The sequence below is a fragment of the Cyclobacterium xiamenense genome, assembly GCF_042140265.1.
In the GTDB taxonomy this organism is placed as follows: domain Bacteria; phylum Bacteroidota; class Bacteroidia; order Cytophagales; family Cyclobacteriaceae; genus Cyclobacterium; species Cyclobacterium xiamenense_A.
This window is the reverse complement of the sequence record NZ_CP159481.1, coordinates 1,325,804-1,343,106: the sequence shown is the minus strand read 5'-3', so window position 1 is coordinate 1,343,106 and position 17,303 is coordinate 1,325,804. Positions and strand designations below refer to the sequence as shown.

The window sequence follows — 17,303 nt, the reverse complement described above, 5'->3', positions numbered from 1 at the left end:
ATAGGAGAGTTAAATTACATCATTTCGTTCGATATCCCAACGAAATAAATACATTCCCGACGATTGCAAGCTGGATACCTGCTTCCTTTTTAATAAACCGGATCATGCATAAGGGTACCTGACTGCCCGTCCTGAATACCGGAAAGGACGTATACCGCAAGAAAATCAGTCGCTTTAATGCGTGTGGGGTAGCCACCCCTACGGTGAACTCAAAAAGTGGTACGAAGCGGATGATTTTGAAGCGTTTTACGTCTGCAGTAGAAATTCCAATGCATCTTTCGGGTTTAATCCCCCACTTGATTAATTTTTCTCAATTATAAGTATATTGGGCGAAATTGAAAGTAGAAATCCAAATTTGATGCAACGATTCCGTCTTTTTTGTTCGAACGGCCGCTGGCTTGCCGGGAGCCTGGTACTCCTCTTGTTTTCGTGCCAAAATAAAGAAAAAAGTGAGCTGGTATGGGATACAAACTTTCCCGTTATCGGGTCTCAATCTTCCCCGCGAGCCGTGGATTTAAACAAGGACGGTACATTGGATCTGGTCATGGGGGCCGGTAAAAATGAATTTGAAGACAGTGCGTACGGTGTATTGGCCATCGATGGGGTCACTGGAGAACTTATCTGGAATCACCCCGCAATGGATCAGGTATACGGGTCCGGGTCTTTCCAGGACGTTAATGGAGACGATTTTCCGGACGTATTCATCGGAGGGCGTGGACCTTATTTTAAAGGAATCGATGGCCAATCCGGCGAACTGCTGTGGGAGTACGACACACTGCGGTACACCGATCATCCGGTTCTGCGCCATGCCAGGTTTAATTTCAACAACAGTGTCTGGATTCCCGATCAAAACGGTGACGGTATAAAGGAACTGCTGGTCAGCAATGGTGGAAACGCTGAAGCTGCCCCCTTCGAGAGTGAAGGCCGTTTTCCCGGCGTATTGATGGTATTGGATCCACGAAACGGGGAGGTATTGGCCGCAGATAGCATGCCTGATGGCCAGGAGACCTACCTTTCTCCCATTTTGCTGCCTGCAGAAGGCAACCGGAGAGCGAGGGTAGTCTTTGGAACCGGAGGAGAAACCCTTTCGGGAAGCCTATACCTGGCCGAACTGCAGGACCTGATGAACAACGACCTGTCAGCTTCCGAACGAATCGCTTCGGAAAAGGGCCATGGATTCATTGCTTCTCCGGTAGCGGCCGACCTGGACCGGGACGGTTACCTTGACCTAATCGCCATTTCCCATGCCAGTTCGGTCTTTGCCATTTCCGGACAAACGCTGGAAATCCTCTGGCAACAAGCCATGCCAGGTACTGAATGTAGCAATAGTTTTGCAGTAGGGCACTTCACAGACGATGACATACCCGATCTTTTTACTTTTGTGAGTAAAGGCATTTGGCCGGAGAATACCGGATCCGTGCAGGTCATGCTGGACGGAAAAAACGGAGAGATCGTTCACCAACAAGAACTGGGCTGTACCGGCTTTTCATCGCCCATCGCCTACGATTTAAACCGGGATGGGCGGGACGAAGTCATTTTCAGCATCAATACATACGATTGCGCGCGTGCCATTGACGACGAGTCCGCCTTTTTGATCGAAAACAAACTGCTACTTATGGATTTCTCCTCTGGAGAATTTCACAACCTGGACCAATCGAAAGGATTTAAAAATATTTTTTCCACTCCCTGGATCGGAGATTTGGACGGGGATGGTTTTCTGGACCTGGTCCACTGCCAGTATTTTAGCCACTCAGATATCTTATCCTTTTTGGGAATGCGGGTCAAGCGCATTGATCTACCCATTAAAATTCGGAAGGAAGTACGTTGGGGAAGCATCATGGGCTCAAGAGGGGACGGCATCTACCAAAAATAAGAGACTGCCAGGGCAGCCTCTTATCACTTTTTCCAAAAACCAAATTAGCAATCAATCTGCGGTATCCCACCAAACCCGGGTAGTAAAAATATCCGGCAAGGTTGCTCCTGCCTGGAAATTCTCATTGGTAGCTACTTCGGCAGCGGGGTACCTTAATTTTCTCATGATCTGACCCTGGGTGACGTTTCCGGGATAGTTGGTCGGAGTCAATTCGGGATATCCGGTTCTTCTCCAATCGGACCATGCTTCCCACCAATTGAAAAATTTGCTCACCCACATTTGTTCCCCGATCATCTCAAGAGCGGGTTTTTCCACGCCGTAAGGATGCCGGTCCAGGTAAGCGGTCACTTCTGCATCGGATACCTCCAGGGATGCATCAAAGTAGGTATACATCTGCATGGCTTCCTTCACTCCCTGGCTGTAATGCTCTTCGGCTGTACCGGGTATGCCGGATCCGATGCCTCTCTCCAGAGCTTCCGCCTGCAAAAACGCGGACTCTGCGTAATTCATCAACATGTACGGGCTATCCCGCTGAAGCAAAAGGTAATTGATTCGGGAGTAGGTAGATACCTGATCGATAGGACCGCCTTCCAATTCTTCCAAACCAGCTGCATCAAATCCGTTGGGCATTCCTTTTTGTTCCAACGGATTGGTATTGATGGGCGTCCAACCTACTGCGGACCAATCTGCGATACCACCACTCAATATCATCAGGCGGGGATCTACTTCCTCGGCAGTAGTAGCTCCGGCCTTCAGCCAGTCGATCAGTGTCTGGCTCATGTAAGCGGGCTGCCCGCCATCTCCGGGGAAAAAGGCCCTGGAAATACCGTTCTGATTGATCCATAAGCTGGGCCCTTCCGACATGGGAACAAATGCATTGTCATCGTTTCTTTGCATGACCCCACCTGCGATGGCTTTGGTCACGTACTCGCTTGCCAACTGGGGGGCAACGTCGGACACCCGCATTGCCAGTCGTAGCATCAGAGAATACCCAAAACGCTTCCACTTGGTGATGTCACCGTCATAAATAATGTCCGCTCGGGCAAATCCATCGTCCGGATTGGAAGTACTCATCGCGGCGGTAGCCTCCTCCAACTCCTGCAACAAATGGGGATAGATCTCCGATTGGGGATCGTATTCGGGAAAGAAAACTCCATCCATTCCCTGAAGCGCCCCGAAATAGGGGATGTTTCCATAAAAATCCGTCAGGCGATGAAAATTCAATACGCGCATGATCCTCGCTGCGTTTCGGGTATTGATCTTGTTGCCCTCATCGTATCCACCCGGACCGGTCTGCCGAATTACCTCGGAAATGTTCTTCAAGGCATCTCCGTAGAAAAACTCAAACGGAGCGTTGCTGGACTCGAAATTCTCCGTGTATTTATCCCCCGGTGCGATTCCTCCACCCGCGTTTGCCAGGTGCTGGATCAGGTAGGCCGTCATGCCTATATTGGTCCGCCAATCAATGTATCGGTTATCTCCTGCCGAACCGCCGGACGCCGAACCGAGTTGGGCAGCAGTAAACATGAAGTTCAGATCAATTTCGTTTACTGCCTGCGGGTTGACATTCAAATCGTGTAAGTCCTCCGTATCACAAGAAAAGAAGGAAATACTACCCGCAAGTACTGCCAATAGAAATTTATTCCGTATGTTCATAATTGTCATTTCTTAAGTCATTAAAATGTTGCTCTCACATTGAAACCAAACGTCCTCGTTTGTGGCATGCCGAAGTAATCCAGACCTTGTCCGTTACCCGAAGAATACCCGGACTCTGGATCGATGTTTTCCACATTTTTCCATAAAATAGACAGGTTTCGGCCAACAAAGGAAAGGTTCAGGTTGGTGAATGGGGTTTTATCCAAAATTCGTCGTGGGAAATTGTACCCAAACGTAACCTGGCGCAACTTGGCAAAAGAGCCGTCGTAAATGAAGAAATCCTGAACCCTGTTACCCATCTGATTCCAATAATTATTGGCCTCACCCGGAGAGAGTGTCTTGGAGAAGGATTCGTAGATCGGGCTTTCATCGGCAGCGGTTCCAGATTGAATCACGCCGGATACGCTGAGTGGCTCCTCCCCTGCCCGACCTTGCAAGGTCTGCTTGTGCAAACCCCATTGGGTGAGTCGCACGTTGGTTCCGGAGTACAAATCTCCGCCAATGCGGAAGTCAACCAGCGCTGACAGATTAAACCCTTTGAACGTAATGCTGTTGTTAATACCTCCGGTCCAATCGGGTATACCGTTTCCGATTACTTCCATTTGATCGGACTGCACAGGTGCACCATTTTCTTCAAATACAGGCTGTCCATCAGGCGATCGCTTCTGCACCCAACCTGCCAGTACACCAAATGGATAGCCGGTTCGATGCTGCACAAATACGGTTCGGGTACGTGGCTCCTCCACATTCAGGATATCACTGCCTTCAATGAGGGAAATCACTTCGTTTCGGTTTCGAGCGATATTGAAGGATACATCCCAGTTGAAATCCGAGGTCCGTATCGGCGTACCGGTAAGCAAAATCTCTACTCCCCGGTTTTCCATCTCACCCAGATTCACCAGGGTAGACCCAAATCCAGAGGAACGCGAAACCTGGGCATTCAGCTGATCATCCGTACTTCGCTGCCGGTAATACGTAAAGTCAATTCCCAGTCTGTTTTGAAAAAACCGCACATCAAATCCGGCTTCGATCTCTGTAGACAAAAGTGGTTTCAAGAACCGGTTGGGGATGGTTCCGTTGTTATTACCAGCAGTCGCAAAAGAAGCCATGGCCACCTGATTTCCACCGTGATCGATCGCAGGAGCGCCTAACAAGGAATACACGTTCTGGATTTGGTAGGGACCGACAGTAGAGTTTCCTACGCGCGCCCAGGATCCCCTGACCTTACCGAAGCTCAACCAGCTGGGTAGTTCGTTCATCGCATCGGTAAACACGAAACTAGCTCCAAGAGACGGATAGGTGATGTCATTAAACTGCGGATCCAGTACCGAAAACCAGTCCGTTCTGCCGGTAGCCGTCAGAAATAGGAAATTTTTGTAGCTCACCTCGGCCGATCCAAAGACGGAATTAATGCCCCATCCGGAGTAGCCATAGCCAAAGTTCCGGACCACGGTATTGTTGATGGCATGAAAAAACGGAACATTGAATCCCTGGCCGTTCGCGGAGATGTTTTCATCCTCCCTGCGCATGCGGTTGGCACCGACAAAGGCGTTGATTCCAATATTACCAAATTCCCGGTTGTAGCCGAGCATGGCTTCCAGATTGATCTCGTTTACCCTTCGCTCGCTTTCGTTCATGCTACCGTTTCGCTGGTATCCCGTACCTTGAGGGGTCAGGGTCGTTCCCCTTCGCGTAAACCAGTCCATACCGGCTCTACCGGAAAGGTATAAATGATCCGTGATGTTGTACTTCAGGGATCCGGAAGTGATGATCCGGTCCCGGGTATCGTTGATGGAAAGTTGATGCGTGGAGAAATATGGGTTCTGACCCCAGGGGTTATTGGTCATCAGGTATTCTTCCTGCTCGGCAAAACCCCAGGTGCTGAGCAATGCCGGATCCGTACCGATCGGGATCGTTCCCAATCGATTGGGATCGCCTTTCCCCCATTCCACGTTAACATTCGGTGGAAGCGCAAAAATGGACTGGAATGCATTGCCCGGTGAATCGGACAGCCGAGGCCGATTTTGGGTGCGCTCGTTGGAATAAAGCACCTTTGCATCAAAAGTCAGTTTTTTCCCAAATTTACCGCTGGTAGCAATGGACATGTTCAGTCGATCAAATCCCGCGTTAGGAACCACCGATGAGCTCCGCATGTCGGTAACATTGAACCGGAAAGTTTGAGTATCGCTACCGCCGGCAAGTGAAATGCTGTTTGTAAACGCCGTACCGGTCTCGTAGAAGCGGTTCCAGTTGTCTCCCGCATAGACATAAGGACGCTGTACACCATCAAAATGCATGGCGGTACCCGACCCCAATCGTTCTCCCCAGGCTTGTGTACCCCAGTCGTACCCCTGACGGACCGTCGTAGGTCTGACAGCACTGCCTGTAATCAGGTCTCCCTGGTACCTACCGGATCCAAACTCGGTTTGCAAATCGGTTTGGTTATTGATGCGTTCAAATACGACGTTGGAGTTGATTTCCACGCCAATGCCCCTTCTGGACGTACCTCTTTTTGTCGTAATCAAGATCACACCGTTGGCGGCACGGGAGCCGTAAAGAGCAGCAGCACTGGCCCCTTTCAATACAGACATGGACTCGATATCGTCCGGGTTTACACTGGTCATGCCGTCCCCTTGATCGGCACCTCCCCATACCCCAGCTTGTCCAAAGTTGGTGTTGTCCATCGGAATACCATCGATCACATACAATGGCTGGTTACCTCCTTGCAAGGAGGTATTTCCACGGATGATTACCCGGGACGAACCGGCGGGCCCGGAAGCCACATTGCTGACATTCACACCAGCAACACGACCGGCCAATTGGTTGGCAATGTTATTTTCCCTGGCCTGGGTGAATTCTTCGCCCCCCACTTCCGTAATGGAATACTGCAAGGCCCGAACATTTCGCTCGATACCCAGGGCCGTGACTACCACTTCGGACAATTCGGCTGCGTCCTCAGCGAGGGCAATATTGATCGTGCTGCGGTTACCTACGGACTCCTCTACGGTCTCAAACCCCAGAAAGGAAAAAACGAGGACCGTCTCTGCGCCCGGCACGTTCAATTTGTAATTGCCATCTACATCGGTGGCAGTTCCGGTAGATGTGCCCTTAATCAGTACCGATACTCCGGGTAAGGGCTGTCCATCGGACTGGTCAGTCACCGTCCCGGAAACGGTTTGCGCCTGCACCCTGCTTCCCATCGCAGTCAGCATTGCCAGGCAGAAAATCAGTAATAAGTTTTTCATAAAAGGATTGTTTTGGATTTACATTCGTTTTATTGAATTCAGACCTTAGCTACCCATCGAGCACTTTTTCGCCAGTGGAAACGCAGTCTCTTTGAAACCGCACCTGTTCCAATACTCGTACATTCCCTTAAGATCCCTTTCGAATCGAATTTTGCTGGATAAACGGGCCGATTGCTGAACAGAAAGTATGAAAACAGCAGGAAATGTAGAATTTTCTAAAATAAAAAACAACGTATTTGAAGCGTTTTTTTCACCTGCCTACTGTCTGTTTTTTTATTTGAACGGTGAATCAAACGAAAATGGGAAAAAGTGTACTCCGCTCGTACACGTAAAACAGTAGGCTACCCGCAAGCCCGGGGAGCAACCTGTATTGCAGACGTTTGCCACAAGGCTCTACGTAACACCAATCATCGAGACCCGAAAAAACAGGAACAGCCTTGGCTATTCCCGGATGAAAAGGGACGGTACCAAAAAATCAAGATCCAGCCCGCTCTATAAAGGCAGTTTCACACCCAAACCGGTGGCTCCTACTTCCAGATTTTCCACCCAGGGCCGAAACTTCTTTCCGTTGCTATTTTGTAAGGAATACAAGATTCCATCAAAAACCAACAAAAAGGCCCCTTGCAAAACCAGGGAATTTCCAAACCCCCTCAAACGGGAATCCTGCAAGCGTTTACCCCTTTCTTTGAGGTAAAACCCGCCCGTCATGTAGCCCAAATCCAGCGCTGCGTTTACCAGAAGTATTTTTTCCGATCGCTGCTGCTCCTTTATACTCTGCCAGAGCCCGGAGGTACGTTGTTTTCTGGTAGCAGAGAGGTAACCGAAGCCAGCGATCGCAAGGTTTACGGAATTCCAGTACATATTCATCTGATGGAAGCTTTTTTCCCGGCCCTCAGTCCGGGCTGCGCCGATGCCTCCCCAAAGCAGATTGCCAACGGCCCATGAACCGAGCACAAGCATTCCCCGGCTTTCCAGCCTTTTCCGGTTTTCGTTGATTTCTTTCACTGTGACCCGTTCCTGTGCTTTACAGACCATTGCGGATACCATGCCTCCCAGAAGAAGTGCCATTTTCCATTTCATATGCCCCAATTTTTTTATCAATGTACCCATTCGCCTTGATATCGCTCCCTGATAAATTCCATAATTCACGCAGCCCAGTAGGCATTGTGTGTGTTTTTACCAATATACCCATATCTTTGTTCCAAAACAAAAGCGCTTTGCCTCGCCAATGGAAAAGACCAACCTATCCGAAAATTTAACTGCAATCACCCGTTCCTTTCCAAATCCGGACTGCTTACTGGTAGCGGTCAGCAAAACAAAACCAATTGCTGCCATTCAGGAAGCCTATGCTGCCGGAATTCGCGATTTTGGGGAAAATAAAGTGCAGGAGATGACCGAAAAAGAGGCCGCGTTGCCCAAGGACATCCGCTGGCACATGATCGGCCACTTGCAACGAAACAAAGTAAAATACATCGTCCCGTTTGTGCACCTGATCCACAGCGTTGACTCGCTACGCTTATTGAAACAAATCAATAAAGAAGGACGAAAGATAAATCGGGTAATTCCCTGCCTCTTACAGGTGCACATCGCCAGTGAAGAGAGTAAATTCGGCTGGGACGAAGCCGAACTGATAGCGTTTCTACACGGTGAGGAAATCGACGAACTGCAACACATTCGCGTGCTGGGCTTGATGGGCATGGCAACCAACACATCAGACACGGAAAAAATTCGTTCCGAGTTCCATGGCCTCAGCGCACTTTTTGAGCGCCTCAAACGCTCGGAACTACCTTCTCAGGTACAAATGGAAGAATTATCCATGGGCATGAGTGGAGATTACCAGATCGCCCAGGAGGAGGGCAGTACCATGGTTCGTATAGGAAGTGCAGTATTTGGAGCCCGAAACTACACCTAATTGACCCAACCATGAAGACAAATTCGATCCTGCAAGTTGCTGCCATTTCAGGAGCCCTGGCAGTTGGTTTCGGTGCCTTTGGCGCACATGCACTCGAACCGTACCTTTTGGAAACGGGCAGGTTGGACACCTACCAAACGGCCGTAAGCTATCATTTTTACCATAGCCTGGCTTTATTGCTGACCGGAGTGCTATCCCTGACTCGGCCCAAAACCACCCGACTCAAGCTAAGTGCCTGGTTTTTTTTAGCTGGTATCTTGATTTTTTCTGGCAGCTTGTACCTGTTGTGTCTGAGTCAAATTACCTGGCTGGGTGCGATTACCCCGATCGGAGGTCTGGGTTTTATCGCCGGCTGGGTATTCCTTTTCTTGAGTTTCACCAAAGGAAATCAATAGGTGACCATGCGGAAAATCGGATTTCTGGGATTACTTTTCTTCTTTTCTCTTTACCTGAGTAGTGGCGCTCAAGATGCAAAATCCACCTATCTTGGCCTGGACCAGCTACTTGGTGAGGGTTCGTTCTTTGACAATCACCTCACCGGTTTCATGTTGTACGACCTGGATAGCCAGCTGGTACGGTACGATAAAAACAGCCACCTTTACTTTATTCCAGCCTCCACTACCAAACTATTTACCTTTTTCGGCTCCTTAATGGTATTGGGAGACAGCACCACTTTCCTGCGATTCATTCTAAAAGACGGCAAGCCGGTGTTTTGGGGTACCGGAGACCCCTCCTGGAAATACCCGCCGCTACCTTCTCCAAGGCTAAATGAATTTCTGGCCAGCTACGACACCCTGTATTACTCTGACAGCAATTGGAAAGACGAACCATTCGGATTCGGTTGGCAATGGGACGATTACAACCAATCCTACTCGGCGGAACGCTCACCCTTCCCCTTGTTTGGCAACCTGGCAAAAGGCAGCAACGTCAATAACCGACCTGTAATCAGTCCGTCGGTATTTGCCCTTGCTACTTCCCAAAAACCGCTAAAAAATTTGCAAAGGGATTGGCACAGCAATCTTTTTTACTACAATCCGCGGACCTATAACGGACGGGATGTTCGGGTACCGTTTATTACCTCCCCTGAGACCTTTGCCGAGTTGGCTTCCAAAGATTGGGGCGTGCATGTAGCCCTTTCCGATGAAAAACTGCCCCCAGACCATTTCATTTTAAAAGGAATTCCCACGCAGGCGCTGTACAAGCAAATGCTGCTGGAAAGTGACAATTTCATCGCCGAGCAGTTATTGCTACAGATCGGAGACGAAGTATTCCGGGAGTTATCCAGTGAAAAAGCCATTGAGTACATCAAAGAAACCTATTTGTACGACCTGCCGGACGATCCCCAATGGGTGGACGGTTCGGGATTGTCCCGGCACAATCTTTTCACTCCCAGAACCATGGTCTCCCTCGTAGAAAAGATCTACCGCTTGTTTCCCGACGAAGAATTGTTTCGCTTGTTGCCAACGGGAGGCAGAACCGGTACGCTTAAGTACAACTACAGCGCATCGGTGCCCTATGTCATGGCCAAGACCGGGACCATCAGTAACAACCACAGCTTGGTGGGATTTTTAAAAACGCGGAGTGGAAAAGTGTATGCATTTGCTTTTATGAACAACAATTACCCGCATAAATCCTCGGTCGTTCGCAATGAAATAGAAAAAGTTTTGCTTTATATCCGGGATAATTTCTAAATTCTGCCATGAAAAAAAGAACCTTTATCAAGACCCTGGGACTTGGCGCAGGAATGGGCGCGTTTGCGGGGTTTCCGGCAGCCTCTGCACATCCTGCTGCCAGAAAGAAGCTACTTCCGAAAAGGCTGCAACCCGGTGATCGGGTAGGTTTGATCAGTCCCTCCGCTGCTACGGCGGATCGGATGGAGTTCGTCTTTGCCCGGGAAGCGATGGAGGCACTCGGACTTTCGGTAAAGGACGGAAAACACCTGGCCGATCGGAGAGGGCATCTGGCTGGCAGCGATGCAGACAGGGCCGCGGACTTGAACGAAATGTTTGGCGATAAATCCATCAAAGCCGTCATCTGTATCCGTGGAGGGTCCGGGGCTGCCCGAATCCTACCCATGATTGATTACGATCTCATTCGGAAAAACCCCAAACCTATCCTTGGATACAGCGACATTACGGCACTTCACAATGCCATTCACGCACAAACTGGTCTCGTAACTTTTCACGGCCCCAATGGGTCCGGGAGTTGGAACCCATTCAATGCAAGTCAATTTCGAACGGTTTTTTTCGGAAAAGAAAAAAGAATTACCTACCAAAACGAAGTCGAAGCTACAGAGGATTTGGTCATGAAAAAAAATCGTATCCGGACCATCTACCCGGGAAAGGCAAGTGGAGACCTGGTAGGCGGAAACCTGACCGTGCTTACGGCACTGGCCGGCTCTCCCTACCTGCCCGATTTTAAAAACAAAGTGTTGTTTTTGGAAGACATTGGAGAAGAGCCCTACCGAATCGACCGGATGATGAGTACGCTCATGCTGACGGGGGTGCTAAAGGAAATAGCAGGGTTTGTTTTCGGACAATGTACCGATTGCGACCCTAGCGGTGGCTATGGCAATCTCACGATAGACCAAATACTCGACGATTACTTGCTGCCCCTCAAAATCCCGGCATACCGGGGCGCCATGATCGGCCACGTACCTAAACAATTCCTATTGCCCTTTGGAGCGAAAATTAGCATGGATGCAGATGCCGGTATCCTGGAAACCGATGAGGCAATATTCCAATAGAAACGTTCGGGAAGGTGCTCCTTACGCTGTTGGCTTGCGTTCTTTTCTCTTAATCGCCACCGGCTGCGGTTTGCTTGCCTCCTGCCAAAATCAAGACCCGATACCGATGACCGTACCCGATGCTACCGCTTACCAGGCTCCGAGCAATCAAAAAATCCGCTACCTGGCCCTGGGGGATAGTTATACCATCGGTGAAGGAGAAAAAGAGAGCATACCTATCCAGAGCAAGTCGCGCGGATATTGGGTGCAGAAGGATGGCGCTTTGCTCCACCGAAGATAGTCGCCAAGACCGGGTGGACCACGAGAGATTTGCTACAGGCAATTGATGATCAGGGACTGCGAGGGGAGAAATTCGACCTGGTCAGCTTACTGATCGGCGTGAACAACCAATACCAGGGACTCCCCCTACGTCAATTTCAGCGGGAATTAGATGAATTGATTGACCTGAGCCTGGCAATGGTCAATGGTTTTGGCCACCGACTTGTGCTCCTTTCGATACCCGATTGGGGAGTCACCCCTTTCGGTCAAAACGGCCTTCAAAATGTAGACCAAATAGCTTCGGAGATCGATTCCTATAACGCTTTCATTCAGGAAATCGCTGGAAGGAGAAACCTTCATTTCATCGAGATTACTGAAAGCTACCGTGGTATTGGCGGACTTCCCGCAAATCTGGTGGCAGACGATCTGCACCCCAGTCGATACGTTTACGCGGACTGGGCCAGGACGATAAGTCGGGTCATGAAAGCCGAACTGCAACAACCCCCTCCAAAAACGAATAGACCTGACGAAAACTAATCGTCAGGTCTATTTTTTTCCATGGGCCGGTACAGGACCTAGTTGGTTCCTTTCGGCAGTACGTTTGAAATCATCGATACTTTTTCTATGGGTTCACTCGCATTGGAATAAATCCTTACCACACTGTTTTGTTTCCCCATTTTTCCGGCCGAATTGAATGAAACCTTAATTTCTCCCTTTTTTCCGGGAGCAATTGGCTCTTTTGGCCAGCTTGGAACGGTGCATCCGCAGGTAGCAGCTACGTTAGAAATAATCAACGGGGCATTTCCTGTGTTTTCAAACGTGAACACATTTTCCACCTTTTCTCCCTGGGTAATGTCCCCGAAGTCTTTGGAAGACTCTTCAAAGGTAATCACCGGACCGTCTGCTGTCTTTTCTTGTGCCAGTGCCAGGCCTGCACCAAAAACAATCGCCAATACAAGTGTTGCCAGTTTTTTCATAGCTGTTTATGTTTATTTAATTAGTTTATTCACCTTCATTCCACTAACTAACGGAAAAATTGGGAGTGAAAGTTCACCAAATACAATTCTTTCCGCGCCCTGGTCATGGCGGTGTACAACCACCTCAGGTAATTTCTATCGACCTGCTCTTCCTTCAAAAAGCCCTGGTCAACAAAGACCGCATCCCATTGCCCCCCTTGTGATTTGTGGCAAGTCAGCGTATAGGCAAATTTTACCTGTAACGCATTCAGGTACGGATCTTTTTTCAGTGCTTCCCTGACACGGGATTTGCTGGGCAGATCCATATAATCTTCCGTTACCAACTGATACAGCTTTTTCCAGTCCTCGTAGCCCAATGCCGGAACTTCCGTGTGAAGGGTATCCAACAGGACTTTTGCCTCAAAGGGAACCTCATCAGGGTAATCGATCAGCCGTAGTTCGAGTGTAGCAAACCGCAGGCCATACATTTCCTCAAAAGAACGAATTTTCAGGATTTCTACAAAATCTCCATTGGCCAAAAAACTTACCTTATCCGAAGCTTCCATGTACGTGTAATTGTTTTTTACGATCATCAACCGATCCCCGGCACTCAATTCATCTTCGTAATAAAAGATGCTGTTTCGAATGTACCGATTGTATTGAACGGCGGCCTTGTTGGATCGGGTAATGATCATCGTATGATCCAATCCAAACTTATCGTAAGCATACCTCAGCCCGTCTTCCAGCCTTTCTCCGGTCATCCGGAATATATCTTGAAAACCGCGCGTACGAAACGAAATTTTCGGAGCTTTTGCGGTCACCTGTCCGCGCAAGTCCGTGGCATTTTGCAGGATGCCGGACTGCAATTCCTGACGGGTTACCTCTTCCAAAACAGACTCGATTACGTGCAGGCGGTGCCGTTGCATGAGGTGCTCTTTATCCAGGGCCGGACTGTCTTCGCTCCCCACCGGAGGAAGCTGGGCCAGGTCCCCGACCAGCACGAGGCGATTTTCCGGATTTTGAAAAACAAAGTGGATCAAATCGGAGAGCAGGGAATTCCCCGCAGACCGATCGTCGGAGAGCATGGAAGCCTCGTCCACAATAAAAACAGACTGGTGGAAATAGTTTTTCTGAACATCAAACCCGTACAAGCCGTCTGCCGCCTTTTCCTTCGGCCGGTAAATGATTTTATGTATCGTAAACCCCGTCTTTTCTGCATAGGCACTCATGACTTTTGCCGCTCTTCCGGTAGGCGCCAGCATGACTGGCCGAAGTCCAAGTGCCGGCAAAGCCCGAACCAGTGCGGCTATCACGGAGGTTTTCCCGGTTCCTGCAAAACCTTTGAGAACGAAAGTATTTGCGGTTGAGTCGGGGGAAAGAAAGCCATTCATTGCGTGAAAAAAACCCCTCTGATCGCCGGTTGGCTCATGCGGGAAAAATTTTCGAATTGCTTCGGAGGGCTTTGGTACCACTTGGTTATCTTTACGGATGGAAGACGAAACTAAAGGATAAATGCCTAACATAAAAAAAGATATTGCGGATAATTTTGGTAACCGACTACGGACCCGGGTAAACGGGCTATTAATCCAGGAGGACAAAGTCTTGATGATCAAACACCGGATGGGTGAACACAGTCACTTTTGGAACGTGCCCGGAGGGGGCATGAACTACGGACAGGATGCCAAACATAATCTGCAACGAGAGTTTCTGGAAGAAACCGGCTTGGAGGTCGAAGTAGACGCTTACTTATTCGTACACGAATTATTGGACCCGCCCCTTCATGCGATCGAGCTCTTTTTTGAAGTTCACCAGGTGGGCGGAGAATTGCTTTTGGGTAAAGATCCGGAACTTGGGGACGAACAGCAGTTGATCGAGGAAATTCGCTTTTTGAACCTGGACGAAATCAAAACCATTCCTGCCTCAGAAAAACATGCGGTATTTCGGGGAATTAATTCTCTCAATGATGTAAGAATATGGAAAGGATATTTTAATTTTGGAAATAATTCCATAAAATAGCGTTTCAGAACAAACCATCAATCCTTTATAAATTTAATTACGCTTTAAAAATATTGACATGACATTGAGCAAGATTTTATCGATAGTATTTCTACTTGGGGCTCTTGGCCTCGGATACAGATTGTACCTGGGTGTGGACGAGGTAGTGGAAGAGGAGAAAATGCTCCAGCGAACCGAGGCCCGGATCATTGAAAAACTTGAAATGTTACGAGACGCACAGATCGCCTACATCAGTTCAAATGGAGAATATGCATCCAGTTGGGACCAATTGAAGGAATTTATTGAAGATGGACAAATCTACATCGTCCAGCGGACCGAAACCACCAAATTGCTGGAGTACGGAAAGGAAGAAACGACCGTAACCTTTGATACCCTGGGTGCAGTGGGGGTTCAGGATTCGCTATTTAACGAGACGAAATATCCGGACTTTAACCTGGACCTGTTGAACGTTGTACCGGGATCAGGAGGAAAAACCTTTGAATTCTTCGCCGATAAGATTGAGCGAAGCAACCGGGAAATCGCTGTATTTGAAATCAGGGATCCTGCGCCGATCAATCCCGAACGTAGAAGAAACGACAACGAGAAAGCGTTGAGGGTAGGTTCCAGGACGGACTCCTCCACCTCAGGTAACTGGGAATAACCTTGGGTACGGGAACGCATCATATCCAACGAAAGTTTAGAAGCGATAAATTTGATAGCGAAGACATATCAAGTTTATCGCTTTTTTTATACGAAAGCCTTTTTGTTATCATTTCCCATGACAAGACGGATGAGACTATCTCTGCCGTAAATTTGTATACATTGCAGGGAGATGGAGACATCGGTGACCTAATCGGTACGGATGAGTTGATCAATGCCCCGAACACCACCGGTAAATTATACAGCCATCATCAGGGATTCACCTTGGTTCCGGGAATGGTATTTAATCCTGCGCATAGCGAGATTTACCTGAGTTTTGCTACCGAAGTAGATCCTTTGGTCCACGAAATTACCTATGTCGGGGTTGGAAATAATACCATACAGGTACTGGGAACCGTTCAACGATCGCTGCTGGAATCCCTGGACAGCAAACTGCCCGAATTGGAAATCGCCCACGGAGCAGCGCACGTACTTGACTTTTTCCTACACCAGGCCAAAGACCTGCTACCACAGGAAATTTTCATCCATACCGCCCCAAACAGTGTATACGTTGCTGGCTTTAAGGCAGGGGAATTAGCGCTTTTTAACCGATTTCTGGTACCTGAGGAAAGCGCCTTGCTGCGTTACCTATTCACCATTCTGCAACAACTGGCTTTTGATCAGGCACATTGCCGGATCAGCATTTACGGAAATTTAAACTGGGTACACAGCTCGATGGACGACTTAAAAAGATTTTTCAGAAATATCCATTCGGTCACCCCCACACAGAAAATCACTTATAAAAAAGGAGCAGAACCCTTTAAGAATACCCTTCTTCTGGAAGCATATTGGAGATAATGGTGAATTTGACGAAAAAAACCGCCCTTTTCCCTGGCTCATTTGACCCCTACACCAAGGGGCACCACGATATCGTCATGAGAGGCTTAAAGCTATTCGATGAAATCATCATTGGTGTCGGGCACAATACCACCAAAAAAAGTCGGTACTTCGATATTGATCTGATGGTAAACAAGATCGAAGGGGTCTACCTGGACATCCCGGAAGTCCGGGTAGTGGTGTGCAACGAACTCACCTCTTCCCTTGCAAAAACCCAAGGTGCTCAATACTTGCTTCGGGGACTCCGCAACACGACGGATTTCGAATACGAAAATACGATCAGTCAGATGAACCGGTACCTTAACGAAACACTGGAAACTGTCTTTTTGATCACCGCTCCCGAATTTGCTTCCATTAGCTCGACCATCATCCGGGAAGTACATCGGTACGGTGGAAATGTGGATAAATTTCTTCCCTACAAAGTCTGATAAATCCCCGGGTGCAGGCGTAAAAACTGCTTGTACAAATACCGCATGGAGGGGTAGGAATTAACCAAGGCGACTTTTGCCTCCTGGTGATTCATCCATTTTATATCTGCGATTCCCTCTTCGGTTTGCGGCTTCATCCTGGAATCGTCCACGCAGGACATGCTGTACCAATACGTCTTTTTTAGTATACTTTTCCGGTTTTGGGTGTAGGTGTGCCAGGTTTTGCAAATGGGGCCGGTCAATTTTACCCGTATGTTGCATTCCTCTTCTACCTCCCGGATGGCGCATGCTTCCGCAGACTCTTTCTTCTCAAATTTTCCTTTGGGCAAATCCCATTTACCCAATCGATGAATAAACAGCACCTTGTCTTTGGAGGTCACCACCCCTCCGGCAGCCTTGATAATCTGAAAACGGCTTCTGATAAACTTTTTCAAGGCCTTCTTTTCCTTCGTTACCAGCGTGACGCTATCCAGGTGCTTTAATTTTCGGGTACGCATGAGGAACAATAGCTGTACAATAATATCCTTCGAAGGATCCTTTATCAAAACATCGTCGTGAAAATCTGCGGTAGGAGGCAATTCCACCGGATTGACATACACGCATTCAAAGGTCTTCTTGGGTAAAAATTCCGAGGAAGCTACCAAATCCAAAGGTTTGTCATTGATAAAAATCTTCATAACCTGTGCTAGTTTTTCCAA

The 17,303-nt window shown here is 48.5% G+C and carries 17 protein-coding genes; 11 read left to right on the top strand and 6 right to left on the bottom strand.

The genetic code is table 11. The annotated features are described in order from the left end of the window. Positions 1-358: 358 nt before the first annotated feature. Entirely contained in the window at positions 359-1,873 is a 1,515-nt protein-coding gene (locus ABWH99_RS05790) for a hypothetical protein (protein ID WP_375585346.1), read from the top strand. 51 nt (positions 1,874-1,924) lie between these two features. Here ABWH99_RS05790 and ABWH99_RS05785 read toward each other — a convergent pair whose 3' ends face one another. The 3 genes from ABWH99_RS05785 to ABWH99_RS05775 form a co-directional block, all read right to left on the bottom strand. After that, complete coding sequence (locus tag ABWH99_RS05785; protein WP_375585345.1) at positions 1,925-3,529, bottom strand: SusD/RagB family nutrient-binding outer membrane lipoprotein; 1,605 nt, start codon at positions 3,527-3,529, stop codon at positions 1,925-1,927. Positions 3,530-3,549: 20 nt separating this feature from the next. Further along, positions 3,550-6,774, bottom strand: coding sequence for a SusC/RagA family TonB-linked outer membrane protein (locus ABWH99_RS05780; protein WP_375585344.1), 3,225 nt, complete (start codon positions 6,772-6,774; stop codon positions 3,550-3,552). A gap of 492 nt (positions 6,775-7,266) precedes the next feature. Next, positions 7,267-7,854, bottom strand: a complete 588-nt coding sequence (locus ABWH99_RS05775) for a DUF6992 family protein (protein WP_375585343.1) — start codon at positions 7,852-7,854, stop codon at positions 7,267-7,269. A 148-nt stretch (positions 7,855-8,002) separates the two neighbouring features. Between ABWH99_RS05775 and ABWH99_RS05770 the strand changes: the two genes are divergently transcribed. The 6 genes from ABWH99_RS05770 to ABWH99_RS05745 are packed head-to-tail and all read left to right on the top strand — an operon-like array spanning position 8,003 to position 12,227. Further along, positions 8,003-8,686 (top strand): YggS family pyridoxal phosphate-dependent enzyme, encoded by a 684-nt coding sequence (locus tag ABWH99_RS05770; protein ID WP_375585342.1) that lies wholly within the window; start codon positions 8,003-8,005, stop codon positions 8,684-8,686. Positions 8,687-8,697: 11 nt separating this feature from the next. Further along, on the top strand, positions 8,698-9,081 hold the full coding sequence (locus tag ABWH99_RS05765; protein ID WP_375585341.1) for a DUF423 domain-containing protein: 384 nt from the start codon (positions 8,698-8,700) through the stop codon (positions 9,079-9,081). A gap of 6 nt (positions 9,082-9,087) precedes the next feature. Then, positions 9,088-10,377: a D-alanyl-D-alanine carboxypeptidase/D-alanyl-D-alanine-endopeptidase gene (locus tag ABWH99_RS05760; RefSeq protein ID WP_375585340.1), complete on the top strand. Its 1,290-nt coding sequence runs from the start codon at positions 9,088-9,090 to the stop codon at positions 10,375-10,377. Positions 10,378-10,385: 8 nt separating this feature from the next. Next, entirely contained in the window at positions 10,386-11,432 is a 1,047-nt protein-coding gene (locus tag ABWH99_RS05755; RefSeq protein ID WP_375585339.1) for an LD-carboxypeptidase, read from the top strand. After that, entirely contained in the window at positions 11,413-11,712 is a 300-nt protein-coding gene (locus tag ABWH99_RS05750; RefSeq protein WP_375585338.1) for a hypothetical protein, read from the top strand. Before ABWH99_RS05755 ends, ABWH99_RS05750 begins: the two co-directional genes overlap by 20 nt. Then, positions 11,673-12,227 (top strand): SGNH/GDSL hydrolase family protein, encoded by a 555-nt coding sequence (locus ABWH99_RS05745; protein WP_375585337.1) that lies wholly within the window; start codon positions 11,673-11,675, stop codon positions 12,225-12,227. Before ABWH99_RS05750 ends, ABWH99_RS05745 begins: the two co-directional genes overlap by 40 nt. 38 nt (positions 12,228-12,265) lie before the next feature. On the opposite strand, the gene ABWH99_RS05740 is transcribed toward ABWH99_RS05745, so the two are convergent. Both ABWH99_RS05740 and ABWH99_RS05735 read right to left on the bottom strand, forming a co-directional pair. After that, positions 12,266-12,667 (bottom strand): DUF1573 domain-containing protein, encoded by a 402-nt coding sequence (locus ABWH99_RS05740; RefSeq protein WP_375585336.1) that lies wholly within the window; start codon positions 12,665-12,667, stop codon positions 12,266-12,268. 47 nt (positions 12,668-12,714) lie between these two features. Continuing rightward, positions 12,715-14,169, bottom strand: coding sequence for an ATP-dependent RecD-like DNA helicase (locus tag ABWH99_RS05735; protein WP_375585335.1), 1,455 nt, complete (start codon positions 14,167-14,169; stop codon positions 12,715-12,717). Between ABWH99_RS05735 and ABWH99_RS05730 the strand changes: the two genes are divergently transcribed. From ABWH99_RS05730 to coaD, 4 genes are read left to right on the top strand one after another with little or no spacing between them, the layout of a single operon-like run. After that, complete coding sequence (locus ABWH99_RS05730; protein ID WP_375585334.1) at positions 14,159-14,662, top strand: NUDIX domain-containing protein; 504 nt, start codon at positions 14,159-14,161, stop codon at positions 14,660-14,662. The genes ABWH99_RS05735 and ABWH99_RS05730 overlap by 11 nt on opposite strands. 58 nt (positions 14,663-14,720) lie before the next feature. Then, positions 14,721-15,302: a hypothetical protein gene (locus tag ABWH99_RS05725; protein ID WP_375585333.1), complete on the top strand. Its 582-nt coding sequence runs from the start codon at positions 14,721-14,723 to the stop codon at positions 15,300-15,302. A 2-nt stretch (positions 15,303-15,304) separates the two neighbouring features. Beyond that, positions 15,305-16,138, top strand: coding sequence for a DUF3822 family protein (locus ABWH99_RS05720; RefSeq protein ID WP_375585332.1), 834 nt, complete (start codon positions 15,305-15,307; stop codon positions 16,136-16,138). Then, positions 16,138-16,605 (top strand): pantetheine-phosphate adenylyltransferase, encoded by a 468-nt coding sequence (gene coaD / locus ABWH99_RS05715; protein WP_375585331.1) that lies wholly within the window; start codon positions 16,138-16,140, stop codon positions 16,603-16,605. Before ABWH99_RS05720 ends, coaD begins: the two co-directional genes overlap by 1 nt. On the opposite strand, the gene ABWH99_RS05710 is transcribed toward coaD, so the two are convergent. Beyond that, complete coding sequence (locus ABWH99_RS05710) at positions 16,593-17,282, bottom strand: NUDIX hydrolase (RefSeq protein WP_375585330.1); 690 nt, start codon at positions 17,280-17,282, stop codon at positions 16,593-16,595. The genes coaD and ABWH99_RS05710 overlap by 13 nt on opposite strands. Positions 17,283-17,303: the final 21 nt, after the last annotated feature.